This window comes from Nonomuraea sp. NPDC003754, assembly GCF_053605785.1.
The window spans coordinates 53959-80720 of sequence record NZ_JBSGJX010000002.1; the positions used below are offsets into that span (position 1 = coordinate 53959).

At 72.1% G+C, this 26762-nt stretch carries 25 protein-coding genes; 9 read left to right on the forward strand and 16 right to left on the reverse strand.

What is annotated here, in order from left to right; genetic code table 11:
* Window positions 1-6 precede the first annotated feature (6 nt).
* From ACWEVS_RS02850 to ku, 10 genes are all read right to left on the reverse strand, one after another.
* Window positions 7-2859, reverse strand: coding sequence for a CDP-glycerol glycerophosphotransferase family protein (locus tag ACWEVS_RS02850; RefSeq protein WP_452549629.1), 2853 nt, complete (start codon window positions 2857-2859; stop codon window positions 7-9).
* Window positions 2860-2948: 89 nt separating this feature from the next.
* Window positions 2949-3269 (reverse strand): MGMT family protein, encoded by a 321-nt coding sequence (locus ACWEVS_RS02855; protein WP_354905911.1) that lies wholly within the window; start codon window positions 3267-3269, stop codon window positions 2949-2951.
* Complete coding sequence (locus ACWEVS_RS02860) at window positions 3263-3598, reverse strand: hypothetical protein (RefSeq protein ID WP_354905909.1); 336 nt, start codon at window positions 3596-3598, stop codon at window positions 3263-3265. Before ACWEVS_RS02860 ends, ACWEVS_RS02855 begins: the two co-directional genes overlap by 7 nt.
* 72 nt (window positions 3599-3670) lie before the next feature.
* Entirely contained in the window at window positions 3671-4837 is a 1167-nt protein-coding gene (locus tag ACWEVS_RS02865; RefSeq protein WP_354905907.1) for a S8 family serine peptidase, read from the reverse strand.
* Complete coding sequence (locus tag ACWEVS_RS02870) at window positions 4831-5652, reverse strand: hypothetical protein (RefSeq protein ID WP_452549631.1); 822 nt, start codon at window positions 5650-5652, stop codon at window positions 4831-4833. The genes ACWEVS_RS02865 and ACWEVS_RS02870 overlap by 7 nt, the downstream gene beginning before the upstream one ends.
* 207 nt (window positions 5653-5859) lie before the next feature.
* A complete protein-coding gene (locus tag ACWEVS_RS02875; protein ID WP_449917686.1) occupies window positions 5860-7062 on the reverse strand; it encodes a S8 family serine peptidase in 1203 nt (400 codons plus the stop codon).
* On the reverse strand, window positions 7056-7775 hold the full coding sequence (locus ACWEVS_RS02880; RefSeq protein ID WP_452415892.1) for a hypothetical protein: 720 nt from the start codon (window positions 7773-7775) through the stop codon (window positions 7056-7058). Before ACWEVS_RS02880 ends, ACWEVS_RS02875 begins: the two co-directional genes overlap by 7 nt.
* 215 nt (window positions 7776-7990) lie before the next feature.
* On the reverse strand, window positions 7991-9172 hold the full coding sequence (gene moeZ, locus ACWEVS_RS02885) for an adenylyltransferase/sulfurtransferase MoeZ (protein WP_449917691.1): 1182 nt from the start codon (window positions 9170-9172) through the stop codon (window positions 7991-7993).
* Between the two features lie 41 nt (window positions 9173-9213).
* Window positions 9214-10110, reverse strand: coding sequence for an alpha/beta fold hydrolase (locus ACWEVS_RS02890; protein ID WP_452549633.1), 897 nt, complete (start codon window positions 10108-10110; stop codon window positions 9214-9216).
* Window positions 10111-10184: 74 nt separating this feature from the next.
* Window positions 10185-11012, reverse strand: a complete 828-nt coding sequence (ku, locus tag ACWEVS_RS02895; RefSeq protein WP_449917694.1) for a non-homologous end joining protein Ku — start codon at window positions 11010-11012, stop codon at window positions 10185-10187.
* A gap of 83 nt (window positions 11013-11095) precedes the next feature.
* On the opposite strand from ku, the gene ligD (ACWEVS_RS02900) reads away from it, so the two are divergent.
* The 5 genes from ligD (ACWEVS_RS02900) to ACWEVS_RS02920 all read left to right on the forward strand — a co-directional run bounded on the left by ligD (ACWEVS_RS02900) (window position 11096) and on the right by ACWEVS_RS02920 (window position 14100).
* Window positions 11096-11992 (forward strand): non-homologous end-joining DNA ligase, encoded by an 897-nt coding sequence (ligD, locus tag ACWEVS_RS02900; RefSeq protein ID WP_452549634.1) that lies wholly within the window; start codon window positions 11096-11098, stop codon window positions 11990-11992.
* Complete coding sequence (ligD, locus tag ACWEVS_RS02905) at window positions 11989-12861, forward strand: non-homologous end-joining DNA ligase (RefSeq protein WP_449917698.1); 873 nt, start codon at window positions 11989-11991, stop codon at window positions 12859-12861. The genes ligD (ACWEVS_RS02900) and ligD (ACWEVS_RS02905) overlap by 4 nt, the downstream gene beginning before the upstream one ends.
* Before the next feature lie 35 nt (window positions 12862-12896).
* A complete protein-coding gene (locus tag ACWEVS_RS02910) occupies window positions 12897-13103 on the forward strand; it encodes a hypothetical protein (RefSeq protein ID WP_452415885.1) in 207 nt (68 codons plus the stop codon).
* A 59-nt stretch (window positions 13104-13162) separates the two neighbouring features.
* Window positions 13163-13783, forward strand: a complete 621-nt coding sequence (locus ACWEVS_RS02915) for a TetR/AcrR family transcriptional regulator (protein WP_449917703.1) — start codon at window positions 13163-13165, stop codon at window positions 13781-13783.
* An 86-nt stretch (window positions 13784-13869) separates the two neighbouring features.
* Entirely contained in the window at window positions 13870-14100 is a 231-nt protein-coding gene (locus ACWEVS_RS02920; protein WP_354905892.1) for a DUF3107 domain-containing protein, read from the forward strand.
* Window positions 14101-14469: 369 nt separating this feature from the next.
* On the opposite strand, the gene ACWEVS_RS02925 is transcribed toward ACWEVS_RS02920, so the two are convergent.
* Window positions 14470-15114 carry a ferritin-like fold-containing protein gene (locus tag ACWEVS_RS02925; protein ID WP_354905890.1) on the reverse strand — a complete coding sequence of 215 codons (645 nt, stop codon included), beginning with the start codon at window positions 15112-15114 and terminating at the stop codon, window positions 14470-14472.
* Between the two features lie 337 nt (window positions 15115-15451).
* Here ACWEVS_RS02925 and ACWEVS_RS02930 point away from each other — a divergent pair, with 337 nt between their 5' ends.
* The 3 genes from ACWEVS_RS02930 to ACWEVS_RS02940 all read left to right on the forward strand — a co-directional run bounded on the left by ACWEVS_RS02930 (window position 15452) and on the right by ACWEVS_RS02940 (window position 19198).
* Window positions 15452-17257, forward strand: a complete 1806-nt coding sequence (locus tag ACWEVS_RS02930; protein WP_452415883.1) for a DEAD/DEAH box helicase — start codon at window positions 15452-15454, stop codon at window positions 17255-17257.
* 140 nt (window positions 17258-17397) lie between these two features.
* A complete protein-coding gene (locus ACWEVS_RS02935; protein ID WP_452549636.1) occupies window positions 17398-18276 on the forward strand; it encodes an alpha/beta fold hydrolase in 879 nt (292 codons plus the stop codon).
* Window positions 18277-18289: 13 nt separating this feature from the next.
* On the forward strand, window positions 18290-19198 hold the full coding sequence (locus tag ACWEVS_RS02940; protein ID WP_452549638.1) for an oxygenase MpaB family protein: 909 nt from the start codon (window positions 18290-18292) through the stop codon (window positions 19196-19198).
* A 203-nt stretch (window positions 19199-19401) separates the two neighbouring features.
* Here the strand turns inward: ACWEVS_RS02940 and ACWEVS_RS02945 are convergent, their stop codons facing one another.
* From ACWEVS_RS02945 to ACWEVS_RS02960, 4 genes are all read right to left on the reverse strand, one after another.
* Window positions 19402-20229 (reverse strand): RecB family exonuclease, encoded by an 828-nt coding sequence (locus tag ACWEVS_RS02945; protein ID WP_449917714.1) that lies wholly within the window; start codon window positions 20227-20229, stop codon window positions 19402-19404.
* The gene (locus ACWEVS_RS02950) at window positions 20230-20937 is read right to left on the reverse strand and encodes an MBL fold metallo-hydrolase (RefSeq protein WP_354905883.1); all 708 of its coding nucleotides are present in this window, start codon (window positions 20935-20937) and stop codon (window positions 20230-20232) included.
* A gap of 107 nt (window positions 20938-21044) precedes the next feature.
* A complete protein-coding gene (locus tag ACWEVS_RS02955) occupies window positions 21045-21653 on the reverse strand; it encodes a MarC family protein (RefSeq protein WP_354905881.1) in 609 nt (202 codons plus the stop codon).
* Between the two features lie 39 nt (window positions 21654-21692).
* The gene (locus ACWEVS_RS02960) at window positions 21693-22322 is read right to left on the reverse strand and encodes a DUF6758 family protein (protein ID WP_354905880.1); all 630 of its coding nucleotides are present in this window, start codon (window positions 22320-22322) and stop codon (window positions 21693-21695) included.
* 74 nt (window positions 22323-22396) lie between these two features.
* On the opposite strand from ACWEVS_RS02960, the gene ACWEVS_RS02965 reads away from it, so the two are divergent.
* Complete coding sequence (locus ACWEVS_RS02965; protein ID WP_449917719.1) at window positions 22397-22801, forward strand: NUDIX hydrolase; 405 nt, start codon at window positions 22397-22399, stop codon at window positions 22799-22801.
* Window positions 22802-23096: 295 nt separating this feature from the next.
* Here the strand turns inward: ACWEVS_RS02965 and ACWEVS_RS02970 are convergent, their stop codons facing one another.
* Window positions 23097-26231 (reverse strand): hypothetical protein, encoded by a 3135-nt coding sequence (locus ACWEVS_RS02970; protein ID WP_452549640.1) that lies wholly within the window; start codon window positions 26229-26231, stop codon window positions 23097-23099.
* Between the last annotated feature and the right edge of the window lie 531 nt (window positions 26232-26762).

A 26762-nucleotide genomic window follows, 5' to 3' on the forward strand; every position in this document is an offset into this window, starting at 1 on the left:
GGAACCCTACGAGAACAGGTGATCGACGACGCGGGCCGTGGCCTTGCCGTCGTCTCGGGGGGCGTACGTGGCCCTGAACGCCTCGTACCGGTCAGCGTGCGCCGCCGCCACCGTGTCGATCGACCGCAGCGCCTCCACCACCTCGGCCGACCGCGACAGCACCGGTCCGGGTGCCTGCTCGGCGAGGTCCAGGTACAGCCCGCGCTTCGCCGCGTACTTGTCCAGGTCGTAGGCGAGGAACACGATCGGCCGCCCGGTGGCCACGAAGTCGAACATCGACGAGGAGTAGTCCGTGACCAGCACGTCCGCCACCAGCAGCAGGTCGGACATGTCGGGGTAGGTGGTGACGTCGTGGGCGACGTCCGCGGGCACGACCGGCATGGCCTGCATCGGGTGCGCCCTCACCAGGAGTTCGTGGTCGGCTCCGAGTTCGGCCCTGGCCAGCGACAGGTCCAGCTTGATGGCGCTGTTCTTCCTGTCGTAGTCGCGCCAGGTGGGCGCGTACAGCACGACCTTCTTGCCTTCGGCCAGGCCGAGGCGCCGCCGTATGGCCGCCGCGAGAACCTCCCTGTCGGGCGAGGTGAGGACGTCGTTGCGCGGCAGCCCGCTCTCCAGCACCTCGCCCTTGTAGCCGAACGCCTCCCGCAGGACGGGCGTGGCCCACGGCGACTGCGACAGCAGCACGTCCCAGCCGCGGACCTCGGCGGCCTGCCGGTGCCAGACGGGCGGGCGCGGGTCGCGCGACATGTGGGGCAGGTCGTTGCCGATGCGCTTGGCCGGCGTGCCGTGCCAGGTCTGCAGGACCACCTGGTCCTCGCGCGCCCTGAACCAGGCAGGCAGGAAGGCGTTGGTCACGATGTGTCGGGAACGTGCCAGCGCGGCGTGGTGCTCCCTGCTGCCCGCGCGGACGACGGTGGCGGGGCCGGGCGGGACGAAGGCGCCGTCCTTGACGACCCAGATGTGCTCGCGGTCGTCGCCGCGGCGCAGCCGCTCCTCGTAGATGGCGCGGACGCTGTCGGCGTAGTGGCGGCCGTCGTTGACGACGTAGACGGTCGTCTCCTGGATCGGCTCGCCGCGCTGGGCCGGGTAGAACACGCGGCGCAGCACGTGGGTGCCCGCCACGCCCTTCTCGTCGGCCGGCCGGGTCTCCTCGGCCATCAGCACGGGCACGTCGAAGCGGGTGGAGACGAACCGGTAGCCGCGTCCGGAGAAGGAGTGCCACGTCTCGTCGAGGGTGGGCAGCGCGCCGTGGGCCATGCGCGCGGGGACGATCTCGCCCGTGGGGTGGCGCACGGACAGGTTCCAGGTGCCGGAGGGCATCGGGATCCGCTCGCCGAACCGCTCCGTCTCCGACGGCGTCAGCCGTACCGTGAACTGGTGGCCCGTGCGGGTCATGTCCGCGTGGAACATCAGCCCCGAGCGGTGCCGCATCGACAGGCGACGGGGCCCTTCGGCGTCCGGGTACTCGCCGCGCAGTTCGAGGACGGGTCCGTCCCAGGTGGCGGAGGTGATGACGGGCCTGATCCGGTGCGCGGAGACGACGACGCGGTCGCGCCGGTCGCCGAGCACGGTGATCTCCCTGTCGCCGACGGTGGCCCTGGTCTCCTCCAGGGAGTCTCCGAGCATGACCGAGGCCGCCGGGTCGCCCTTGGGCTCGACCCACAGCCTCCGGCCGTCCTTCTCCTGCAGCAGAGCCGGTACGGCCAGCGCCACGGTGACGTTGGTGCCGCCCTCGACGGGGTGGAACTCGGCCGCCATGCGGTGGCCGCCCAGCCTGGCGTGGCCCTTGGTGCAGGTGCGTCCGGGCAGGAAGACGGTCAGTTCGAGACGCTCGCCGTCGAGCCGGACCCCGGTCAGCTCGGCCCGGTTCGGCTGGAGCACGACCTGGAGCGCCCGGTCGGAGGTCCACACGGGACGCACCCACCAGCGCGGCTTGACGCGCAGCCCGGCGGGCCGTTCGGTCCTGCCGAGGGAGGCGCCGCGCAGCAGGCCGGTGGCCCGCGCGCCGCGCGACCAGAAGACGATCTCGGCCCGCCAGGTGGTGGTGTCCTGGACGGCGGGCCGGTGGCGCATCTTGCGCCGCACCGCCGACACGACGGCGCGCAGCGAGGCGCGCCAGCGCAGCGGCCACGGGCTGAGGGTGGCGGTGAAGCCGGACCAGTCGTAGTTGCAGCCCGGCTCCCGCGCGGCGTGGGTGGCCTCGGGGGCGAGCGTGCGGCGGGTGCGCATGCGGACGGGCGGCAGCCAGCGGGGACCGCGCAGCACGACGGTGGCCCGGTTGAAGCGGCGGCTGCGCACGGACAGGCCGGCCAGGTAGGCGTAGCCGTCGACGCGCAGCCGGCCGTTCTCCCAGACGATGTCGTCGATCTGGGTGACCGGCACCAGGTCGGAGCGGCGCAGGCGGTAGAGGTCGGCGGGCAGCTCGTCGGCGAACGGCAGGTCGGCGTACCAGCGCAGGCCCCTGCGGATGCGCTTGGACGGCTCGGCGGCGGCCGTGACGACCTTGGTGAGGGTGTCGCCGTCGATCAGCTCCGCGTCGGGACGGTGCTCGACGAGGTGGTAGGCGAGGCGGCGCTCGACGGGCAGTGCACGCTTGACCTCGGCGTCGACCTCGGCCAGGTAGGGCTTGAACAGGTTGACCAGCTCGCGCCTGCGGGCGGCGCCGCGCTTGACGGCCTGGTCGAAGCGCGGCCCGAGCGAGCCGCTGAGCACCGCGGCGTCGAACGCGCGTCGTTCGGTGGCCGGCAGGCCTCCTGCCCGGACGGTCCGCATGATCGCGTCGAGCGGCTCCCCCCGGTCACAGAGGTCCTGGACAACCTTCAGGCGCTCGGCGACGACATCGCCGGTTGGGGTGGCCATGAAGGGCACCGCCTTTCGGACCCGGGAACGGTGGGCAGTCCCTCGCTATGGTAATGCGCGTCACATACCGTAAATCCGCAAAAAGGGTGTCATGCCAGGTCAGTTGGTTCCTGAAAGTCCTCTGTAGGCAGCCATCGGGCATCGCGCATGTCCACGCGTTCGCCACGCAGCGGCGTGCCCTCCTCCCGCCAGTGCGGCAGTGCCCGGTCGACCAGGCCGGATGCGGCGGTTCCGTCGGCGTGCACGACGCGCCACCACGGCACGCCGCCGCCCCACGTCGACATCACGGTGCCCACCTGCCGCGGCCCGCCCTCACCGAGATACTCGGCGATGTCGCCGTAGGACATGACCTGCCCGGGCGGGATGCGTTCGACGAGGTCGAGCACCCGCTCGCCGTACGGTGTCACCACGCGGCGGGCCCTGCGGCGAGGATCTCGTCGAGTTTGCCGATGGCGTCACCGTCGACCTCGATGACGCCGTCACGCAGGTAGTAGTGCTCGCCGTCCTCGCCGCGCAGCCGGCCGCCGAGGACCGCGGCCAGCCGGACGAGCTGGGCGACGTCCCAGTCGGAGGCGGGCGTGCCGACGACGCGGTCGCGCCAGCGCGCGACGGGGTGGTGCTCGTTCCCGGCCAGGATCTCCCCGGGTTCGCGCAGCGAGAACCCGGCGGGCGCTATCGCTCTCGCGAGCTCGGCGAAGGCGAGCGGAGACTCACGCTCCACGTGCAGCTCGTAGCTCATGAGGCGGGAGCATACTCATGATCCCCACAGGTCCTGGGGCACCTTGCGAAATCTATGACAGAAAAGCCCGTTTCATCGTCCTTTGTTGCGCTGGCTCAGCAGCATGACGGCGCCGCCGAAGGCGATGAGCCCGATCACCACGCCCGAGCCGAACAGCCACATCCGCCACGGGCTCGGCCCAGGCGGGGAGGGCAGCGGCGCCTTCTTCCCCGCGCCGAAGTGCTTGTCGTCGGGCACGGGCACGCCGCGCTGCCGGCCGGACAGCTCTCCCGCCCGGTCGAGCGCCGCGGCCGCGTCGACCACGCCGAAACCCACCTTGTCGTCGTAGCCGGCGGACGGCCGGGCACGGGCGCTGCTGGTGATGGCCTGCGTGACCGTGCTGGGCGGCAGGTTCGGGTACCGCGACTTGACCAGCGCGGCGACCCCCGCCACCAGCGCCGCGGCCACGCTGGTGCCCTTGCCGGAGCCGAGCGCGCCGTTCTTCCTGAGCACGGGCACGTCCACGCCCGGCGCCGCGATCATGACGGAGGCGTTGTCGCTGCTGAAGGCGGCCCGCCTGCCCTGCCGGTCGACCGCCGACACGCCGATCACACCCGGGTACCCGGCCGGGAAGGTCCAGTAGGAGGTGCTGTTGGCCCTGGCGTAGGCGGTCTCGCCGTCGTTGCCCACGGCGGCGACGAGCACCACACCCCTGTCCAGGGCGTAGGCGACGGCCTCGCGCTCGGACCTCTGCACGCCGTACGTGCCGATCGACATGCTGATGACCTTGGCGCCGTGGTCGACGGAGTAACGGATCGCCCTGGCCAGCGGGCTCTCCCTGCTCATCAGCAGATCCTCCTGGGGCGGGACGACGTCGCCGCCCAGCGTCTCGTCCACGGTGATCGGGACCGACAGGATCCGGGCCCGAGGGGCGACCCCGATGAAGCCGCCCCTGTCCCCTGAGGCGGCGATCAGCCCCGCCATCGCGGTGCCGTGCTCGCCGGGGACGGCTGCTGTCGTTTCCAGCGTCGGCGACGACATGTCGGGGGCGACGGTGACCTTGCCCTTGAGGCCGGTCGTGCCGGGCGCGACGGCGCTGTCGATCACCGCCACGGTGACGCCCGCGCCCTTGCTCACCGGCCAGGCCTGCTCGGCGTTGATCGCGGTCAGCACCCAGCGCTGCTGCTCGCGCTCGGGGGGCGCCGCTGTGCCGTACAGGACCAGGATGGCCGCGAGCAGCGACCGCACGACCGTCAGCACGCGTTCCCCTGGGTGCAGCGCGGAACCTTGGGCGGTTCGGCGAGGAAGTAGGCGATCTGGCCGCTCACGGACTTGGCCGCGGACCACAGCTCGCTGTGCAGGATCTCCTCGGCGGGGATGGCGGCGCGGGTGCGGCCGTCGGTGTAGCCGGCGGCGGAGAAGACGATGTACGGCCCCGCGCCCACCCAGCCGTTGCGCTGGCGCTGGTCGAGCCCGAACCGCTCGGCCACGGTGCCGGGGAAGGCGACGGGCAGCACGCCCACGCGGTCGTCGATCGTCAGTTCCTCGGTCGCCGCCGCCCTCGACTCCTCGTCCCGCAGCACCGCGACGCCCACGGTGAAGACGAACATGGCGCTCTGGTCGACGTAGGTGGCGCGCAGCACGGTCAGGCAGCCGTGCTCTTCGAGCACCCTGGCCACGGCCCTGTCGGTCGCCGCCGAGCACCCGGCCTCGGGCGCGATGCCGACCCTCCTGGCGTACTGCTGGGCCTGGTCGAGGCCCTGGTAGGCGACCTCCTCGGGGAAGACTCCCGTGGCAGGCCACGCCTGCCAGCGCCGGGCGACCTCCTCCTGCTTGTACCGGGTCTGCTCGGCGGCGGTCAGCGGGCGCGACCTGGACTCGGCGAACAGGCCCGTGGTGCCGAGCAGGACCACCACGGCGGACAGCGTCACGATCGCGCCCAGCAGGCCGAGGAACATCGTGCGGAACCTGACGCCGCGGGCCAACGCCGCGAGCTCGGCCAGGTCCTTCGCCGCCTGCCCGTCCCTGCGGCCGGTGGCCGAGGGCCACGAGCGCACGCGGGAGCGCCGGGTCACAGAGGCGCCGAGCGGCGATCCGCTCCGCGCAGGCTGTCCCGATCGAGGTAGCCCGGACACGGGCCGCCTGCGTGCCCTCCCTGACGTGTCCCCCACCGCTCCTCACTCATTCTTGGTTCTCGCCCAGGAGAAACGTGAGCTCACCCTGGCGGTGACGGCCCCTTTTGTGCGTTTCTCATAGGTAATTCGTCCCCCTACGGACGCGGATCATGCCTCTTGGTGATGGTCTGCCCTGCGCGTCCGCTTGACCAGTGCGGCCATCACCAGCACGGCGGCGAGCGCCACCACCGCCGCGGCCGCCGCGATGGAACCGAAGACCACGATCCGGCGATGATCCCGGTGGATCACCTGGATGGGCGCGGCGGCCCTGCCGAGCGGCCGGTCCGGATCGTAGGCGTCCTTCCCTCGGGCCGTGTGCGTGTGGCCGGCCAGCCTTCCCGCCTCGGCGAGCGCTCCGGCCGCGTCGACCACGCCGAAGCCCGTGCCCGTGTCGTAGCCCCCGGACGGGCGCCTGGACGCGCTCAGCGTCATGGCCTGCGACACCAGGGCCGGCGACATCCGCGGATACCTGGCCTTGATCAGCGCGGCGACACCCGAGACCAGGGCGCTGGCCTGCGAGGTGCCCTTGCCCACCCAGTACTCGTTGCCCGGCCCCGCGCCCAGGATGTCGACACCGGGCGCGGCCAGCAACACCGAGGGGTTCCAGTTGGAGAACGACGCCCGGCGCAGCCCCCGGTCGGTCGCCGCCACCGAGACCACCCCGGGGAAGGCCGCCGGGTAGGAGTAGGGGGCGTACCCGCTGGCCTCGGGCTTGCGCGCGCCCTCGTTGCCCGCCGCCGCCACCAGCACGACGCCCTTGGAGATCGCGTAGCGGATCGCCTCGCGCTCCTGCTGGGTGGCGAGTTCCTTGGAGATCGACATGTTGACCACCTGCGCGCCCTGGTCGACGGCGTAGCGGATGCCCTTGGCCACCACGTCCTCGTAGCGCTTGGCGGTGTTGAACTCGCCGAACCCCGGCTCCTCGTCCTCGAGGATCACCCTGACCGACAGGATCCTGGCGCGCGGGGCGACGCCGATGACGCCGTCGCCGTTGCCCTGCCCGTGGCCGTGCCCCGCGATGAGGGAGGCCATGTAGGTGCCGTGCAGCCGCAGCGGCTGCACGTTCGGCGGGTTGGCGCCCTTGGTGAAGTCGGCGCCGACCGTCACCGAACCGGCCAGGTCGTGGTGGGCGGGATCGACCCCCGAGTCGAGGACGGCCACCAGCACGCCCGCTCCCTTGCTGGTCCGCCACGCCTCCGGCAGTCGCAGCGTGTCGATCACCTGCTGCTGGCTGTCTCGCACGCTGTCGGCGTGCGCGACCGGCGCCACCAGCAGGGCCAGCGCCACGGCGACGCCCAGCCGCCTCAGCATCGCCACCCCTTGGCCCCGCACTGCGGCACCCGCGGCGTGCTCAGCTCGGCCAGCACGCGCTCGCCGAGGTCGGCGGCGAAGGCGAACACGGCGGGCCGCTGCTCGCCGACGGCTCGCGCGGGCCTGCCGTCCACCTGGCCCGCGGTCGTCAGCACGAGGTAGGGGCCGGCCTGCCGTACGGAGCCTGCCTGGCGTCCCTGCGCGGTGAACCGGTCGGTCACGGTTCCCTCGAACGCCACGGGCCGCAGCCCCGGCACCGGCCGCCCCGAGATGGGAAAGACCTTCTTGGCCCGTACGGCACGCAGCTCGTCGGGCAGCGCGACCACGCCCACGGTCACCACGACGCCCTGCAGCGCGTCGAGGTAGGTGGCCCTGAGCACGCCCCTGCATCCGGCCTTGCGCAGCGCGGCGGCCGCCTTCGTGTCGACCGCGCCGGCGCAGCCGGTCGAGCGGGCGATGCCCACGCGGCGCGCTCGCTCCTGGCCGCCCTGCTCGGCGATGTAGGGCAGGGTGGCCGGGAAGATCTTGCCTGCCGGCCAGCTGTGCCACCGTTCGGCGACCTCGCGTTCGGCGGCGTTCTCGAGCTCGGCCTGCGTGGGCCCTCTGGTGAGCTCCGCGCCGGACGCGCTCGCCGCGACGCCCGCGGTGATTGCGCAGATCAGCGCCAACGCGGACGTCACGACCAGCGACGGCCATGCTCGTCGGTTGCTCACAACTCGACCTTAATGCGGAGCGCCCGGCGACATCCCCTCAACCCTGTCATACGCGTCCCTGCAAGACTCCGGATCGTCTCGCTGCCCGCGGCCTCGGAGGAGGCAGTCGAAGCACGCGAGCGCGCTCGAGGCCGCTCGCCCAGTCGGGCCGCACCGTGCCGTGAACGGGACCGGGGACACCGCGGCGCGGTGTCCCCGGTCGCGCGGCCCGGCCGCTAGTACGTGGGAAGGCTGGGGTCGACGGTCTTGACCCAGCTCAGCACGCCGCCGCCGACGTGCACCGCGTCGGAGAAGCCGGCGTTCTTCACGACGGCCAGCGCCTCGGCCGAGCGGGCGCCCGACTTGCAGTGCAGGACGATGCGCTTGTCCTGGGGCAGCTTCTCCAGGGCCGACCCGTTCAGGAACTCGCCCTTGGGGATCAGCGTCGCGCCCGGGATGGAGACGATCTCGTACTCGTTCGGCTCGCGGACGTCGATGAGGAAGATGTTCTCCCCGCCGTCCTGCATCGCCTTGAGCTCCTGCGCGGTGATCGTCGAGCCCGAGGCCGCCTCGGCCGCTTCGTCGGAGATCGTGCCGCAGAACGCCTCGTAGTCGTCGAGCAGCGCGGTGACCGTCGGGTTCTTGCCGCACAGCACGCACTCGGGGTCCTTGCGGACCTTGACGTCGCGGTACTTCATCTCCAGGGCGTCGTAGATCATCAGCCGCCCGACGAGCGGGTCGCCGATGCCGGTGAGCAGCTTGATGGCCTCGTTGACCTGGATCGAGCCGATCGACGCGCACAGCACGCCGAGCACGCCGCCCTCGGCGCACGAGGGCACCATGCCGGGGGGCGGGGGCTCGGGGTAGAGGCAGCGGTAGCACGGGCCGTGCTCGGCCCAGAACACGCTGGCCTGGCCGTCGAAGCGGTAGATCGAGCCCCAGACGTACGGCTTGCCCAGCAGCACCGCCGCGTCGTTGACCATGTACCGCGTGGCGAAGTTGTCGGTGCCGTCGACGATGAGGTCGTAGCCGGAGAAGATCTCCATCACGTTCTCGGTCGACAGCGCGGTGTTGTGGATGACGACCTCGACGAGCGGGTTGATCTCGCGGACCGTCGCCGCGGCGCTCTCGGCCTTGGGCCGGCCCACGTCGGACTGACCGTGGATGATCTGACGCTGGAGATTGGACTCGTCGACGACGTCGAAGTCGATGATGCCCAGCGTGCCGACGCCCGCCGCGGCGAGGTACATCAGCGCCGGCGAGCCGAGGCCGCCCGCGCCCACACACAGCACCTTGGCGTTCTTCAGCCGCTTCTGCCCGGCCATGCCCACGTCGGGAATGATCAGGTGGCGCGAGTAGCGGCGCACTTCATCGACGGTCAGCTCGGCGGCCGGCTCGACCAGAGGTGGCAACGACACAGTTCTACGCTCCCGATTAGGGGTCCTATCTCCACTGAAACCTAGCTCGGGAGTGGGGCATTCCCCAATCGCGTCTCACGGATCAGACGGCGGGCCTCCACGGCGACCGCCCCGGGCGCCTCCATCTGGGCGACGTGCCCGGCGTCACGCAGCAGGACGAGCCTGACCTGAGGGAACGCCCTGAGCGCCCGTCTGGCCATGGCGGGCCGGACGAGCCGGTCCTTGCGGCCGTGGATGATCAGGGTGGGCGCGGTCACCCCCTCCGCCAGCCGCCACAGGTTCCGCTCGCCGCGTCTGAAGTACTCCGTGACGATCCCGCGCGCCGAGCCGATCAGCGCGCTGCCCGCGTACGGCAGGCCGTCCCGCCTGCGCAGCTCCTCGACCGCTTCCCGGAGCCTGACCGGGTGCACCAGGGAGATGTCGGCGTAGCACATGGCCAGCGAGGCGTTGACGCGCTGCTCGGCGGGCACGAAGCGCAGCCGGTCGGCCACCCATTCGCCGAGCCGCGGGGTCGCCGAGGCGGCCACGCGCGCCGGGCCGTACCGGGGGACCAGGTCGGGCAGCGCGGGCGAGATGAGGATGAGCGAGCGCACCAGGTCGGGACGGGTGGCGGCCACGGTCACCGAGACGGCCCCGCCGAGCGAGTTGCCGAACAGGTGGGCGGGGCCGGTCCGCTCCATGAGACCGATCACCGCCGCGGCGTGGGCGGCGACGCTGTAGTCGCCGTCGGCGGGCGCGGGCGAGTAGCCGGCGCCGGGCAGGTCGATGGCGTGGCCGGTGACCAGGTCGCGCAGCTCTCCCATGAGGTCGGTCCAGTTGGTGGCCGAGCCCGCCAGGCCGTGCACGAACACCGCCTGCTCGGAGCCGCCCTCAGGCGTGGAGCGCACGTGCACGTCGCCGACCATCCTGCCGGGCCAGCGCGCGATGGGTTCGGTCACCGCTCGTCCCCCTTCCGTTTCCTCGACGATAACCCGCTTGTCGCGTGGTCAGCCCGAAACGGACATGGAGCACCCTATGCGGACTTGCGTGCCTTCTTCTTCGGCTCCTTCTTCGTGGTGGCGCCGCGCTCCTTCTTCGCCGCCTCGACGCTGGCCCGCAGCGCGGCCATGAGGTCGACGGCCGGGCCCGCCTCCTCCTCGCCCTCGGGAGCGGCGATGACCTCCTTGCCCGCCACCTTGGCCTCGATCACCTGCTGCAGCGCCTCGCGGTAGGCGTCGCGGTACTCGCCGGGATCGAAGTCGGCCACCATCGTGGCGATCAGCGACTCGGCCATCTTCAGCTCCTGGGGCCGGACGTCCACGTCCTCCTCCAGGAAGCCGAAGTCGGTCTTGCGGATCTCGTCGGGCCACAGCATCGTCTCGAGGACGAACACCCCCTCGCGCACCCGGAGCGTGGCCAGCGACTCGCGCTGCCGCAGCGCCACCTTGACCACCGCGACCTGTCCGGAGTTCTCCAGCGCGTCGCGCAGCAGCACGTACGGCTTGGCGCCCTGCGCGTCGGGCTCCAGGTAGTAGGACTTGGCGAAGTAGATCGGGTCGATCTGGTCGGCCGGGGTGAACTGCAGCACGTCGATCCGCCGCGAGGTGCTGAGCGGCAGCTCCTCGAAGTCCTCGTCGGTGAGCACGACGATCTCGCCGGTGGGCAGCTCGTACCCCTTGGCGATGTCGGAGTAGGGCACTTCCTCACCGTCGACCGTGCACACGCGCTTGTAACGGATCCTGCCGCCGTCCTCGCGGTGCACCTGGTGGAAGGTGACGTCTTTCTGCTCCGTCGCCGAGTAGAGCTTGACCGGGATCGTCACCAGCCCGAAGGAGATCGCACCTTTCCAGATGCTGCGCATGGGGCACTCCAGGAGAAATAGCGGGCTGTCCTCATGGGCACATACCCCTCATGGGCGATCCGATGCCATATCCGATCGAACCAATGCTCGCCGTACCAGGGCCGTTGCCGGCCGACCGCGAGGAGTACGGGCTGGAGGTGAAGTGGGACGGCATCAGGGCCCTCGTCCATCTGGCGGCGGGCGGATGCAGGGTGACGGGCCGGCACGGTACCGACTACACCAGCAGGTATCCCGAGGTGTGCCGGGCGGCGGCGGGCTTCGGGCTCGGCCAGGCCGTCGTCGACGGCGAGCTGGTGGCGCTCGGCCCCGACGGGCGGCCGTGGTTCTCCCGGTTACAGCGGCGGATGCACCTCAGCGATCCGAGCCCGGCGCTGGTGCACCGGGTGCCGGTCACCTTCTTACCCTTCGACCTGCTCCACCTCGGCGGCCGGCCGCTGTTCGACCTGCCGTACAGGGATCGGAGGGCGCTGCTCGACGAGCTGGACATCGGCGCGCCGCCCTGCTTCCCTGGCGACTCCGACCTGCTGGCCGCGACGCTGGAGCAGGGGCTCGAAGGCGTGATCGCCAAGCGGCTCGACTCGCCGTACCGCGCGGGGGTGCGCTCCCCGTGGTGGATCAAGGTGAAGCACCACGAGAGCGCCGAGGTGGTGATCGGCGGGTGGAAGCCGGGCAAGGGACGGCGCGCCGGCGGCATCGGGTCGCTGCTGCTGGGGATGTTCGGCGCCGAGGGCTTCGGCTACGTCGGCCACGTGGGCACCGGGTTCACCGACGCGGCGCTGGCGCGCCTGCTGGCGCTCCTCGAACCGCTCGAGGTGCCCCACAGCCCCTTCTCCGGCGAGGTACCGGGACGCGCCAGATGGGTTAGACCCGAGCTGGTCGGGGAGGTGGCCTACACGATGTGGACCCACGACCGCAGGCTGCGGCACCCGGTGTGGCGCGGCCTGCGACCCGACAAGCTTCCGGCAGAGGTGACCCTGTGAAGGTTCCCGTCAAGGTCGACGGACGCCGGCTGACGCTCAGCAACCTGGACAAGGTGCTGTACCCCGAGACCGGCTTCACCAAGGCCGAGGTCATCGACTACTACACCAGGATCGCCCCCGTCCTGCTGCCGCATCTGCGGGACAGGCCGCTGACCGTGAAGCGCTATCCGAACGGCGTCGACGACGGCTTCTTCTTCGAGAAGAACGCGCCCCAGCACTCCCCCTCGTGGCTGCGCGTCGTGACGCTGCCCGTGCCGGGCAGCACCAAGAACCGCGAGACCATCGACTTCGCCGTCATCGAGGACCTCCCCTCGCTCGCCTACTACGCCAACCTGGCCGCGCTCGAACTGCACGTGCCGCAGTGGAAGGTCGGCGAGGACGGCAAGCCGCTCCCGCCCGACCTGCTGGTGCTCGACCTCGACCCGGGACCGCCCGCCACGATCGTCGACTGCTGCCGGGTCGCCGTGCTGCTGCGCGAGGCGCTGGCCGCCGACGGGCTGACCGCCTGGCCGAAGACGAGCGGCAACAAGGGCATGCAGCTGTACGCCGCGTGGGACAACCGGGTCGAGCCCTCCCACTACGCCCGCGAGCTCGCCCAGCGCCTGGAGAAGGAACATCCCCGCCAGATCGTCAGCGTGATGACCAAGAAGCTCAGGCCCGGCAAGGTCTTCATCGACTGGAGCCAGAACAACCCGGCCAAGACCACCGTCGCCCCTTACTCGCTGCGTGCCAGACCGCACCCGACGGTCTCCACCCCGCTGCTCTGGACGGAGGTCGAGGACTGCGGGAACCCCGACGAGCTGGTCTTCACCGCGCCCGATGCGCTGGCCAGGGTGGAGCAACACGGCGACCTGTTCGGCCAGGCGTAAGGTGGAAGCCGTCCGGTAACGAGAGGGGGATGGGAATGTCGCAGAACGAGGCCGAGCTCTCCATCGAGGTACCTCCCACGCTGTCGATCGAGGTGCCCGAAGCCGACGCGGCCGAACAGCTCAGGACGCTTCGCGAGGAGGATCTCGACGTCCGTCACGAACATCCCTTCGACGTGGACCCGGCCGACGCCTTCGAACAGGACCGCACCGTCGGCGACGATGACGACGATGACTACCGCTGACCTGGTTACCCGTGCGTAGGATGTGCGGGCACACAGCATCCGTCCCCTAGGAGACCCGCGTGACAGCAACCCCGGACGCCAAGCCCCGGGGCACCCGGCTGCCCCGACTCGCCCGCCGGCGCCAGCTGCTGAACGCCGCGCAGGAAGTGTTCGTGGAGAACGGCTACCACGCGGCGGCCATGGACGAGATCGCCGACCGTGCCGGGGTCAGCAAGCCGGTGCTCTACCAGCACTTCCCCGGCAAGCTGGAGCTGTACCTCGCCCTGCTCGACCTCCACGTCGACGACATGGTCAACAGGGTGCGCGAGGCCCTGGCCTCCACCAACGAGAACAAGCTCCGCGTCCAGGCCACCTTCCGCGCCTTCTTCGACTTCGTCTCCAGCCAGGGTGAGGCCTTCAGGCTCGTCTTCGAGTCCGACCTGCGCAACGTCGCCCCCGTACGGCAGCGCGTCGAGCGGTCGCTGCGCGAGTGCGCCGAGATGGTCAGCCAGGTGATCCAGGAGGACACCGGCTGCTCCAGCGAGGAGGCGCACCTGCTCGGCGTCGGGCTCGTGGGCATGGCCGAGGTGAGCGCCCGCTACTGGATCACCCAGCACGGCTCCATCCCCAAGGACGCCGCCGAACAGCTCATGGCCAGGCTCGCCTGGCGCGGCATCAGCGGTTTTCCGCGTACGGCTTAACCGCGTTCGCTCGGGGCGATCAGTGCTTCCCGTTCCCCCGTGACGGGTGACGATGGGATGAGCTGGCCCGTCTGAAGAGGAGCACGATGGAAATCAAGATCGGCGTACGCTCCGTACACCGCGAAATCGTTGTGGAGACCGACCTGTCGGCCGATCAGGTCGAGGAGGAGATCCGGAACGCGCTCGCCGCCGACCGGGGCGTCTTCGCCATCAGCGACGTCAAGGGCAGGCGTGTCATCGTCCCGGTGATCTCGATCGGGTTCGTCGAGATCGGCGAGGACGAGACGAGGCCGGTGGGCTTCGGCGGCACCATGTAGGGCGGCCCCATGACAGTCGGGGTACGGCGGGCGCCGCCGTACCCCTGGGCGTCCCCTTCTTACGTCAGGGCCGCGGACGGGGCTCCCGGGCCTGGAGACCGAGACGGCATCGGGGTGGCCACCGCCGCCGGGGAACGTGCTCCCGCCTCGGCTCTCCGGTGGGGCAGCCCGCGCTCTCCCGCCGGAGTACGGCGCGCGAGGCCCAGCGATTCGGTCCACATCTGGTCATAGAGCTGCTGTAGCGGCGCGAGGCCCTCATATCTGGCACGGTACAACCGTCCGCGTTCTCGCGCCGCCCGATGCGCGCACCCGGTCAGCTCTCTCTCACCGCGAAGCCCGGCGCCCGGGCGCTCCCGCCCCGCGAGGCCGTCAGATGCCCAGCGCCGCCATCCGCTTGCCGTGCTCCTCGGTCAGCCGCGCGAACAACCTGGAGATCTCCGCCTGGTCGTCGGGCACCGCCTCGACCAGGAGCAGGGCCAGCTCAGGACGCGCCGCCGCCACCCGCTGCCCCTGGCTGAGCGCCTCGCCGACCAGCCGGCGCGCCCACAGCGCCAGCCGTCCCGCCAGCGCGGGGTCGGCCTCGACCGCCGACCGCACCCGCTCCACCGCGAACGCCGACCGGCCCTGGTCGGCCAGCACCTCGTCGACCAGCCCGGCGATGGACGGGTCGAGGTGCCTGGCCGCCTCACGGTAGAAGTCGAGCGCGATCCCCGTGCCGACATACGCCTTGACCAGCGCCTCCAGCCAGTCGCCCGGGGCGGTGTTGGCGTGCCAGTCGTCCAGCGCGTCCACGAACGGCGACATCGCCTTGTCAGGATCGACCCCGAGGGAGACCAGTTTGTCGCGCAGGAGCTGGAAGTGCGCGTACTCGGCCACCGCCAGCTCGCCCAGCACGGCCCGGTCGGTCAGCGTGGGGGCCAGTTGGGCCGCGTCCTCGGCCAGCCGGAGGAAGGCGGTGAGCTCGGCGTAGGCCAGCACGCCGAGAAGATCGACGACACCCGGGGAATCTGTCATGGAGGCAGCGTACTTCGGGAACATAATGAATCTCGGCCTGCGTTGTGGTATCGAGTACACTGCTCTGTGAAAGTGCGACCGCACTGTGTTAATCCGGGAGATTCGCTCCCGCTAACCCCCACTTCCGGGCCTGCGGTCGCTGATGACGCGAGAGGGCAGGCTCTACCGCGAGGACCCAGGCACGGGGATGTTTTCGGCCCGATGGTCCCGGCAGGCCCGCCTTCATTTGAGACTGAGGCAGGCCACGCTGACGACTTTCCGAGACCTCGGAGTCACACCAGAGATCGCTGATGCCCTCGAGACCGAGGGCATCGTCGCGCCGTTCCCCATTCAGGAGATGGCGCTCCCACTCGCCCTCGCCGGTCAGGACCTCATCGGTCAGGCCCGCACCGGCACGGGCAAGACCTACGCGTTCGGCATCGCGATGCTGCAGAGCATCGGCAAGCCGCGCAAGAACCGTAAGAAGCCCCGCGGGCTGGTCGTCGTACCCACCCGCGAACTGGCCGTCCAGGTCTCCGAGGACCTGGTCACCGCCGCGGGCAAGCTCGGCTCCCGCGTGCTCACCGTGTACGGCGGGCGCGCCTACGAGCCGCAGATCGAGGCGCTGAAGGTGGGCGTCGACGTCATCGTCGGCACCCCCGGCCGGCTCCTCGACCTGGTCAAGCAGAAGCACCTCGACCTGTCGCAGATCACCACACTGGTTCTCGACGAGGCCGACCGCATGCTCGACCTGGGCTTCCTTCCCGACATCGAGCGGATCTTCAAGCTGATCCCCGACCAGCGGCAGACGATGCTGTTCTCGGCGACCATGCCGGGCGAGATCGTCGCGCTGTCGCGCAAGTACCTCAACCGCCCCACCCACGTGCGCGCCGAGATGGAGAGCGGCGAGGGTGAGGCCACACCGCAGGTGCGCCAGCTCGTCTGGCGTACCCACCGGATGGACAAGATCGAGATCGTGGGCCGCCTGCTGCAGGCCGACGGCCGCGGCCTCACGATGGTGTTCTGCGAGACCAAGCGCGCCTGCGACATGGTCGCCGAGCAGCTCGACACCCGCGGCTTCGCGGTGGCGGCCGTCCACGGCGACCTCGGGCAGGGCCAGCGCGAGCAGGCGCTGCGCGCCTTCCGCAACGGCAAGATCGACGTGCTGGTCGCCACCGACGTGGCGGCGCGCGGCATCGACATCGACGACGTCACCCACGTGGTCAACTACGACGCCCCCACCGACGACAAGACCTACGTGCACCGCATCGGGCGCACGGGCAGGGCCGGACGCACCGGCACCGCGGTCACCTTCGTCGAGTGGGAGGAGCTGACCCGCTGGAAGATGATCAACAACATGCTCGGCCTCGACTTCATGGAGCCGGAGGAGACCTACTCCACCTCGCCCCACGTCTACAGCGAGCTGGGCATCCCCGAAGGCACCAAGGGCGTGCTGCCGCGCGCCGCCCGCTCCAGGGCAGGTCTGGCGGCCGAGGAGCTCGAGGACCTCGGCGAGACGGGGCGCTCGCGCTCGCGTGGCCGCAAGGACAGGGAGGAGCGCGAGACGCGCCCCGCCCGCACGCCCCGCCAGCGTCGCCGCACCAGGGGCGGCCGCTCCACGGAGGCCGGTGCCGACGAACTCGTCCCGACCGTGCCGGACGACGCCGCGCTTGTCACCGAGGCGGTCGCCACCGCTCCGGCCGGCGCGCCCGCGACCGGGCTGATCGAGGACACCGAAAGCACCGCATCGACGATCGCGCCAGAGGAGAAGCCCATGCGCAGGCGCTCCCGCAGGAACGACGACACCCCTGCCATCATCTCCACCGAGGAGATCGAGGCCGCCGCCGACCAGCCGTCCAGGCGGACCAGGACCCGCAGGGGCGCCTCCTCGGAGGCGCTGGAAGGAGCTCTCGCCTCGGTGGCCGAGCAGCAGGCGGCTCCGCCCGTCGAGGAGCCGAGCTTCCTTACCACCCCGCCGCCGCCCCCTGCGCGCAGGGAGCCCGAGCGGATCGTGCCGCCGAACGCGTTCACGGTCATCTTCCAGTCGCCCGACCTGGCGACCGACGACGACGAGATCGCCCCGTCGGCCGCGTCCGAGCGCCAGCAGCAGCGGCGTCGGCCGCGTAGCACCGGTGGCGGCTCGGGCGGCCCCAGGCGCCGCTGACGCCACGAAGGCCGGGGCGCCCCACCACGGGAGCGCCCCGGCCTTCGTGCTTTCCCGCGTGTGCCTTTTGGCACGTCAAGCTGGGTAGATGCGCCATTTCGGCGTGTTCCCACCCTGCGCTCTGGGTATTGTTGCCTTACGTGAGTACGCCGCGCTTCCTGTCCTTGCCGCCCGGGGTCACCCCCGTGCAGATCGACACGCCCCTCGGCTCGTTCGCCGCCCTGGAGGCCACGCCGATCAGCGGCGTCATCGAGCGGCTACCCGCCTTGCTCGTGCCGGGCCTGACCGGCAGCAAGGAAGACTTCATCGCCGTCCTGCAGACGCTGGCCGCCGCCAACCGCAAGGTCGTCGCGATCGACATGCGCGGACAGTACGAGACGCCGGGCCCGGACGACGCCGCCGCCTACACCTGCCCCGCGCTCGGCAACGACGTCGACGCGGTCGCGACGGCCGTCGGCGGGGGCGGTCTCGTCCACCTGGTCGGCCACTCCTTCGGCGGCCTGGTGGCCAGGGAGGCGGTCATCGACGGCCGCACGAAGTTCGCCTCCTTCACGCTGATGAGCTCCGGGCCCTCGGGCATCGTCGGACCGCGCGAGCGGGTGGGCCGGGCCATCATGCGCGAGCTGCCCGAGCTGGGCCTCGAACACGTGTGGACCACCCGCTACGAACCCGAGGCGCTCGGCGGCGGCGTGCCCGACGAGATCGTGGCCTTCCTGCGCAAGCGGCTGTTCGCCAACAACCCCACGGCGCTGACGACGATGGCCGAGCAGGTGCTCGACCAGCCCGACCGCACCGAGGAGCTCAAGCAGATCGAGGTGGCCACGCTCGTGCTGTTCGGCGAGCACGACGACGGCTGGCCGCCCAGCGCGCAGGCGGCGATGGCCACACAGCTCGGCGCCGAGACCGTGGTGGTGCCGGGCGCCGTCCACTCCCCCGCCGTCGAGGCGCCGGAGACGACGGCGGCCGCGCTGACGAGATTCTGGAACACCGCCGAGGCCAACCGGCGCCCAGCCGTGTAATTATTTACTTACTATGGCGAGCATCGAAGAGATCGTCGTCCAGCCGCCCCAGGCTGTGACGTGGCTCGTGCACCTCGACCGCACCATGTGGGTGGGCGGCGTGCGCGGCCTCATGCTCCAGGCGCTCCATCCCCTGGCCATGCGCGGCGTCTGGCAGAACTCCAACTTCCAGGACGACCCGTTCGGGCGGCTCCGCCGTACTGCGGACTTCGTGGGCAGGGTCACGTTCGGCAGCCCGCAGGAGGCCGACGAGATCGGGCGCAAGGTGCGCGGCATCCACCGGATGCTGCGCATCAGCGACGGCGGCAGGACCTACCGTGTCGACGACCCCGAGCTCCTGCTGTGGGTGCACTGCGCCGAGGTGTCGTCCTACCTGGAGGTGGCCAGGAGGGGCGGTCTCGGGCTGACCGACCGGCAGGCCGACCGCTACCTCCACGAGCAGCGCAAGAGCGCCACCTACGTCGGCCTGCACCCGGACGACGTGCCAGGCTCGCAGGCCGAGATGGCCGCCTACTTCGCCGAGATGCGTCCCAAGCTGCGGGTCATCGACGAGTCGGCGGCGACCGTGCGCTTCCTGCTGTGGCCGCGGCTGCCGCAGGAACTGCGCAGGCTCTCACCCGGCAAGCCGGTCTACTTCCCCTTCGGCGCGCTCTGCTACTACACGCTGCCCGGCTGGGCCAGGCGGATGTACGGCACGCTGCCGGAGGTGCCCCGCTCGACGGTCACGGCGGCGCTGAGGGCGTTCCGGCTGGGCGCCAACTCGCTGCCCGAGCACGTGCACGACCTGGCCTTCGCCGAGCCGACCCGGCAGATGCTGGCCGCCTCGCGGGAGCGCCTGGCCAAGGCCGGCTACGACGTGAGCAAGGGACTCAAGGGCCTGACCGACCCGCGCAGGTGGCCGGGCACCACCCTGGCCGCCTGACCCGCCCGCCCGGTCCTGGTTCGGAGGCGAGAGCGCCCCGGTCACCGACACACGTGAGAGCACGCCGATCGCCGGCGATCACCCCGGTCCGGGACCCAGGTGAGAGCACGCCGATCGCCGGCGATCACCCCGATCCGGGACCCAGGTGAGAGCACGCCGGTCCGCCGGCCGTGCCGGGCCAGGACCGGTCAGGCCCAGGGAGCTCAGGCGAGGGCGTCCCACGGCAGCTTGTCAGGCGCCGCCGTACGGCCCTCGGGGCAGTGGCGGCGGAAGTCGCACCAGGAGCACAGCGGGCCGGGGTTCGGCGGGAACGGCTCCTCCGTCTCGCCCGCGCGGTAACGCTCGTCGGCCTCGCCGGCCTCCTCCGCGATCTCCTCGGCCCTGCGCAGGTGGCGGCCCAGCGACTCGTCGGTGTGCCGCCATTCGACGACCTCACCGGTCGGCAGGTGGTGCAGCTCGACGCTGGCGCACGGGGTCCGCAGCACCCGCGAGGCGGCGATCGCGTAGATCGCCAGGGCGAGCGAGCCCCGGGCGTCGTCCTCGGTCAGCGGGCGCCGGCCGGTCTTGTAGTCCACCACGACCAGCTCGTCGCCACGCCTGTCGAGCCGGTCGATACGCCCGGAGACGGCGATGGCCTTCGTCCGTGTGGCGACCGTCCGCTCCACGCCGACCGGCTCGTCGGCGGGGTCGAGCGTCTCGACGTACCCCGAGACCAGGCCGCGGGCGCGATCACGCCACTGCGTGGACTGCTCGGCGTCCCTGAAGCCCTCGGAGATCCACCCGTTGGTCAGCAGGATCGCCGCCATCGCCGGGGTCCTGCGCTCGTACGGCTGCCGCCACCACGCCGCCAGCGCGTTGTGCACGCTGGCGCCCACGCTGTTGTGCGCCCATGCCGGGCCCTTGGGCGGCTGCGGCCGGTCGAGGTAGGAGAACCTGTAGCGCCTGCGGCAGTCGAGCCACGAGTTGAGCCGCGACGGCGTGCACGAGTAGAGCCGTCGCGGCATGCCCTCGAGCGGGAGCTGCTCCAGCACCTACCGGTCGCCCAGGTTCAGCCTGATCCCGGCGGCGTTCGTGCCGTCGGTCAGCGGGCCCTCGGCGGGCGCCTCGCGGGTCAGCGACCCGGACACCCAGTCGTCGAAGTGCGGCTCCAGATCGCCGATCGTGGTCTCCTCGCCCTGGTTGGGCAGCACCCTGGTGGCGCCGGGCAGCGTGAAGAGCCTGCCGCCGATCGAGGTCAGCTGGTCGGCCAGCGCAGGGTACTCGCCGCCGAGCTTGCCGGGACCGTCGGCCTGCAGCGACTTGCCCGTGAAGACGGCGCCGAGCTCCTCGGAGTAGAGGGAGACGCCGCCCATCGTGATGCCGGGGGTCTCCAGCACCTCGAGACGGACGTCGCCGACGCCGAACACGCCCTCGTCCTCCATCTCGATGTCGGGCCAGGTCTCCGACCAGGTCTCCCGCCAGAACGGCTTGTCCTTGGGGTGCAGGGCGATCACCGACTCGTCTCTGCTGGCCACCTCGATGGCGGCGCCGACGTGGTCGGGAAGGCCGTGCGTGCAGATGACGGCGAGCACTTCGCGCTCACCGATCCGGTCGAGGATCTTGTCGGCGTCACGCGCCGGGTCGATGACGATGACCTCCTCGTCGTCGCCCACGATCCAGGTGTTGTTCTCGACCTTGTGCTCGGCACCGTCGATCTCGACGACGCCCTCGGTCACCACTCGCTCGATACGCGCTCCCACGCTGCCACCCTATCGCCAACCGGGGCCCGGATCCCGCCTTGCGAGCCGTCGAGCGGCGCGGGGTCGTGGGCCGGGGCCTGTCGGGCGGGGTGGGGTCGCGGGGCGGGTCAGGCGACGAGGGCGCGGACGGCGGTGATGATCAACTGAACGGCCAGCGCCGCCAGCAGCAGACCCGCGATCCGCGTGACCAGCTCCACCCCGTTCTCCTTGATCACCCGGATGATCCCCACCGAGAACCGCATGAACAACCACAGCACCACGTGCACCGCCGCGATCGCCAACCCCAGCGTCAGGATGCCGCCCCGCACCGCCCCCGCCTGCTGCGCGAAGACGATCGTGGCCACGATCGCGCCGGGACCGGCCAGCAACGGCGTGCCCAGCGGCACCAGCGCCACGTTGACGTTCGACTTGACCGTGCCCGCCTGCGGCTCCGTCGTCCCGCGCAACAGTTCCAGGGCGACCAGCAGCAGGAGCAGGCCGCCCGCGATCTGCATGGCGGGCACCTCGACGTGCAGGTAGCCCAGGATGACCTGCCCGAAGACCGCGAACACCACGATCAGGCAGAACGCCGTGACCGCCGCCTGCCTGGCGATGCGCCTGCGTTCGGCGGGAGTGCGCCCACCGGTGTAGGCGAGGAAGAGGGGGATGATGCCGGGCGGGTCCATGATGACGAACATCGTGACGAACGCCTCGACGAAGAACCTGACGTCGAACACCGTGCCCCCCAGATCCGTCAGGGGGGACCGTGCCCGAGCCTAGCCCTCCAGCCTCGGCGAGAACGCGCCGAACGGCAGGTCCAGTTCCTGGTCGTGTTCGCGCAGGTCGCGCAGGCTCAGCTGGTCGAGCACGAGAAGGCAGCCCGCCTCGGCCGGCCACACGATGGTCCACAGCCAGTTGCCGAGCGCCTCGCCCGCGTAGACGGCCCTGTCGTCGGGCGCCGCGACGCACCACAGCGGCGTCGGGTGGCCGAGCACCTCGATCTTGGCGTTGGGCGGCCCCTCGCCGAAACCCCTGCCAGGGTCGGGGCCGTCGATGCCCGCGTAGGCCGCGCCCAGCCCGACGCCCGGCTCCTCCGCGATGACGACCAGGTCGGCGGGGCCGTGCGTGACCGACGGGCCGGTCAGCGCGACCAGGCTCGCCCGCGCACCCGTGCGCTCGTCGCCCGCCACGCCGAAGCCGGTCACCAGCCAGCCGGGCGGCAGCGGCCAGGGCAGCCACACCGGCACGACCGCGCCGAGCCGGATCGCGTCGCGGGCCGTATTGGCCGGCTGCAGCGTCTGGAAGGGCAGGACATCGCCATGCGCGCCACAGCGCCACGCGCTCGACCACGCACTCGGTGCGTGAAGCGGGCCGAAACACCGTGGGCAGGTTGGTGCCGCTCTCACAGCTACTCACGGTGCGTCCCCGGGCACCGATCCGTCAAGGGCGGAGCCCGTTATGCCGCCGTAATCTTGACCATGTGCGCGTAAATTGTGTGGGCGCGATCATCGTCGCGGATTCGGAGATACTCCTGGTCAGACGCGGGCACCCGCCCGGTGAAGGGCTGTGGTCGATCCCGGGCGGCCGGGTCGAGGCGGGCGAGAGCGACGAGGCGGCGCTGCGCAGGGAGGTCCTGGAGGAGACGGGGCTGCGGGTGGCGGTCGGCGTGCTGGCGGGCGTGGTCGAGCGGCCGGGGCCCGACGGGGTGGTCTACGTGATCCGCGACTACGTGGCCACGGTGGTCGCGGGGTCGCTCGCGCCGGGCGACGACGCGGCGGACGCGCGCTGGTGCTCGCGCGCGGAACTTGACACCCTGCCGCTGACCGACGGCCTGCTCGCCGCCCTGCAGGCGTGGCACGTCCTGCCCCCCGACCACCCCGCCTAGGAACGTCCTGCCCTCCCGACCACCGTCCCTGCCCTGCCGGCCGCCCCCGAAGGAACGTCCTGCCCTCCTGACGGCCCCGCCGACGTCCTGCCGGGGCTGCCTGGCCGGGCGCTCGCGTCCTGCCCCTGGGCCCGCCCCCCTCCCCGTACGGCAAGCCGGGCCGGGCGCTCGCGTCCTGACCATGGGTCCCCCCCCCGTACGGCAAGCCGGGCCGGCCCCACCGCGGGCGCGTGGCGGGCGCCCGTCCATCACGCCACTCCAGCGCGACTTCGGCGGGCCGCCGTGACGTCGCCCGTCACCGGTCGGACGACAGCGTGGAGGTCCACAGGACGAGATGGTCGGAGTTGTACGTCGTGGAGCGGCCGAGCGCGACCACGTTGGAGCCGGAGACCGTGACGGCGCCGAGCCACTGCGTGCCCTCCCCGCCCAGCCGATCCCTGGTCAGGTCCTGGCGGTGCCATGTCAGCCCGTCCTCGGAGGTCCAGGCCGCGCTGTCGCCGCTGCCGGGAACGCCGTGCCAGCCCACCGCGACCAGCCCCTGGGGGGCGGCGGCCAGGTCGTGGACGGCGGCGGCCCGCTCGGCGGGCAGCCAGGCGTAGTCCCAGGTGGCGCCCTCGTCGTCGGACACGGCGGCGAACGCCTTGCGCGAGCCCGACACCTGGGCGGTCCCGATGGCGACGACCCGCTCGCCGTACCAGGCGACCTGGCGCAGGCCGGCGGAGGTGGCGTCGGGCGGCAGGAGCCGGCCGCGTGCCTTCCAGGCGAGCCCGTCGGCGGAGGTCCACACTACGCCGCTCTCGCGTTCGGCGCCGCCGGAGCCGCCGACCGCCACGTAGCCGCCCGGCCCTGCGGCGACGTCGTGGATGCGGACGCCCGCGCCGTCGCGCGGCAGCTTGGCCACGCGGCTGAACTTCCGCAGGTCGGTCGAGTACCAGAGGGCGGCCGCAGCCGTACCCGAGGCCGATCGCTCCTCGCCGGCGATCACGTAGCCGCCCTCGCCCGCGGCCACCGACTGCGTGGCCAGGTACGGCTGGCCGTCACCCCGGGCGGGCCCTTCGATCTTCTTCCACGAGCGGCCGTCCGCCGACGCGACGAGCAACGGCTCGGTGGAGGAGGCGTCCGGCATGGTGGTGCCGACGGCGAGCCAGCCCTTCCGGCCGTGCGCGAGGTCGGACAGCTGCTGCCGGCGGGGCGCGGCGAGCGTGACGGACTTCCAGTCGACGGCGTTCGTGCTGGTCCAGATGCCCGCGTCGGCCGACGCGGAGCCGACGGCGACGAAGCGGCCGTCGGCCGCCGCGACCCTTGCGGTCTCGCGGGCCACCCTGGTCAGGCCCCTGATGTCGGCCAGCCGTACCGTGGCGGGCCGCTCGCCGTCCTTGACCGTCATCAGCACGAGCCGGTTGTCGACGTCGGCGGCGGCCTGGTCGCCGCCGACGACCAGCGTGCCCGAGTCGGCCAGGGCCAGCCCGCGCACGGTCGCGCCCGGCATGCTGCCGAGGTCGGCGCGCTTGGTCCAGGTGGCCGCGTCGGGGCTGGTGTGAACGGTGTAGCTGTCGAGACCCGACTGGCTGACGGCGGCCAGGCCGGCGCTGTGGGCGACGACCGCGTTGACGCCGGTGCTCTGGGCGCCGAGGCCGCCGATCGCGCCGCACCTGGTCCACTCCGCGCCGGTGGGCGAGCAGTACACGTGCACGTCGCCGCCGGGCTCGCGGTGCCTGGTCGGGATCAGCACGAAACGCTCGGGGAGCACGGCGAGCGTGCCCGGCCGCGGCGCGATGCCGGGCAGCTGGGTGGCGGTGCGCACCCAGGTCCGCCCGCCGTCCGTCGACCGCATGACGACCGACCCGCCGCCCTGGGCCGGCTGGGCGAGGACGACGACCTGATCCTCCCTGGCCACGACGGTCCTGAACTCGCGGACCTTGTCGGGCGTGCCGATGTCGCGGCTGTCGACCCGCGTCCACGCGCGGCCGTCCGGCGAGTGCCAGGCGACGGGGCCCGGCGTGCCGTCCTGCAGGACCGTACGGCCGACGGCGACGAACCCCGACGACGTCCTGGCGATGTCGTGGATGAGGTCGCCCTTCCTGAACGCCTCCAGGCCGCTCTGCTCGACGGCCGCCCACGTCGACCCGTCCGTGCTGGTCCACAGGCCGCGCTCGTCGCCCGTGCCGTCCTGGCCGAAGGCGAGCCACCGGCCGTTCGCGCCGACCACGCGCTGGACGGTGGTGGTCGTGGAGCCGGTGACGTCGGCGAGCTGCCAGGTGGCGCCGCTGTCGGGGGAGAAGAGGAACAGCGGGCGGGGGACGGGGCTGGTGGTGTCGCTGCCGACGGCGACGACCGTGCTGCCGACGGCGGCCAGATCGTTGAGCTTCTGGTTGGAGCCGTCACCCGCCGCGGGGACCACGAACAGCTCGTCACCCGAACGGCCGGCGCCCGCGGCCAGGCGGAGGCCCTGCTGCCCGCCGTTCCACCACTGCCAGGCGATGACGCCGGCGGCCACGGTCAGCGCGAGCGTGATCACCACCAGGTAGGGGCCGACGCGGCGCCGCCTGACCGGGCTCGACCTGCGCATCGCCGAGGGCGCGGGACCGCGGTGGTGCCTGCCGGCGGCGCCGCCCGGCGGGGTCGGGCCCGAGGCGACGAGCAGGTCGGGACGGGTGGGGCGACCGCCCGGCGGGCGACCGACCCTGCGCACGGGCGCGTCCTGCCCGGACTCGTCGCCGGGGCCGCCTTCGGGCTGGGCGGGTACCTGGTCGCGCACCCCTTCGGGGTGGGCGGGGACCTGGTCGCGCGTGCCGTCGGGCTGGGCGGAGGTCTCGCCGTGCGCCCTTTCGGGGTGGGCGGTGGCCTGGTCGTGCTCGTGGGGCTCGGGCTGAGCATGGGCCTGGTGGTGCTCATGGGGCTCAGGCTGAGCATGGGCCTGGTGGTGCTCGTGGGGCCCGGGCTGGGCAGGGGCCTGGGCCTGGCGGTGTGTGCCTTCCGAGTGGGCGAAGGCCTCGCCGGGGGCCTGGTCGTGCTCGTGGAGGAGGGGCGGGCCGTCGACGCCTTGCCCCTCGTCTTCGTGCGGCTCGGGGCGCGGCGGCATCCGGTACGGCTCGACGCGGGACGGGGGTGGTCCCGTCCTGATGCCCGGCGGGCGGGGATGCGGAGCGGTCGGCCTGTCGCGCTCGGACAGGCCGGGGTCGGGTGCGCCCGGCTCCTTCCCGCTCCCGGCCGGCGTGCCCGGCTGCTCTCCGGTCGCGGCCGACGCGGCCGGCTGCTCACCGCTCCCGGCCGGCGTGCTCGGCTTGTCTCCGCTTTCGGGCGGCGTGCTCGGCTTGTCTCCGCTTTCGGGCGGCGTGCTCGGCTTGTCTCCGCTTTCGGGCGGCGTGCTCGGGGAGACCGGGGGGCGCGGGCGGGGCGGCCCGGTGGCGACCAGCTTGTCGGGGTGCACGATCCTGCGGGGGCGGGACGGCTCACCCTCGGACGACGCGGATGTGGGAGGTGTGGCCTGCCGGGGGGCTCTCGGCTCCTGGGGTGCGGCCGGTGAGCTGTAAGGTCTGCGCCCCTTCGGCCACGCGGCGGCCTCCTCCTCCGCCTGGTGGTCGTCGGGGGTCGGCGAGGCGAACGGCGGCATCCCCCACGGCGAGGCGACGGGCACCCCACGGGCGCGGTCGTCGCTGGGCCCCGGAGGCGCGTGCCTGATCCTCGGCTCCTCCGGCGTACCGGATCCGCCCGAGGGGCGCGGCGGCTCGCCTTCCCTGTGCGCCGCGTCCTCGGGTGAGCGAGGCTCTGGAGCGCGCGGATCGTCTTCCGGCGGCTGCCGTGGCGAGCGCGGATCGCTGGGGCCCGAGGCCACGCGACGCACCTCCTAGTCAGGAAATATCCGGACCGTCCAGTTATGTACGCCTAAAACGGGAGACGTACGCCGGTACTTCTACCCCATCCCGCCGAAATGATCACCTGCGCGCACCTCCACAGGATC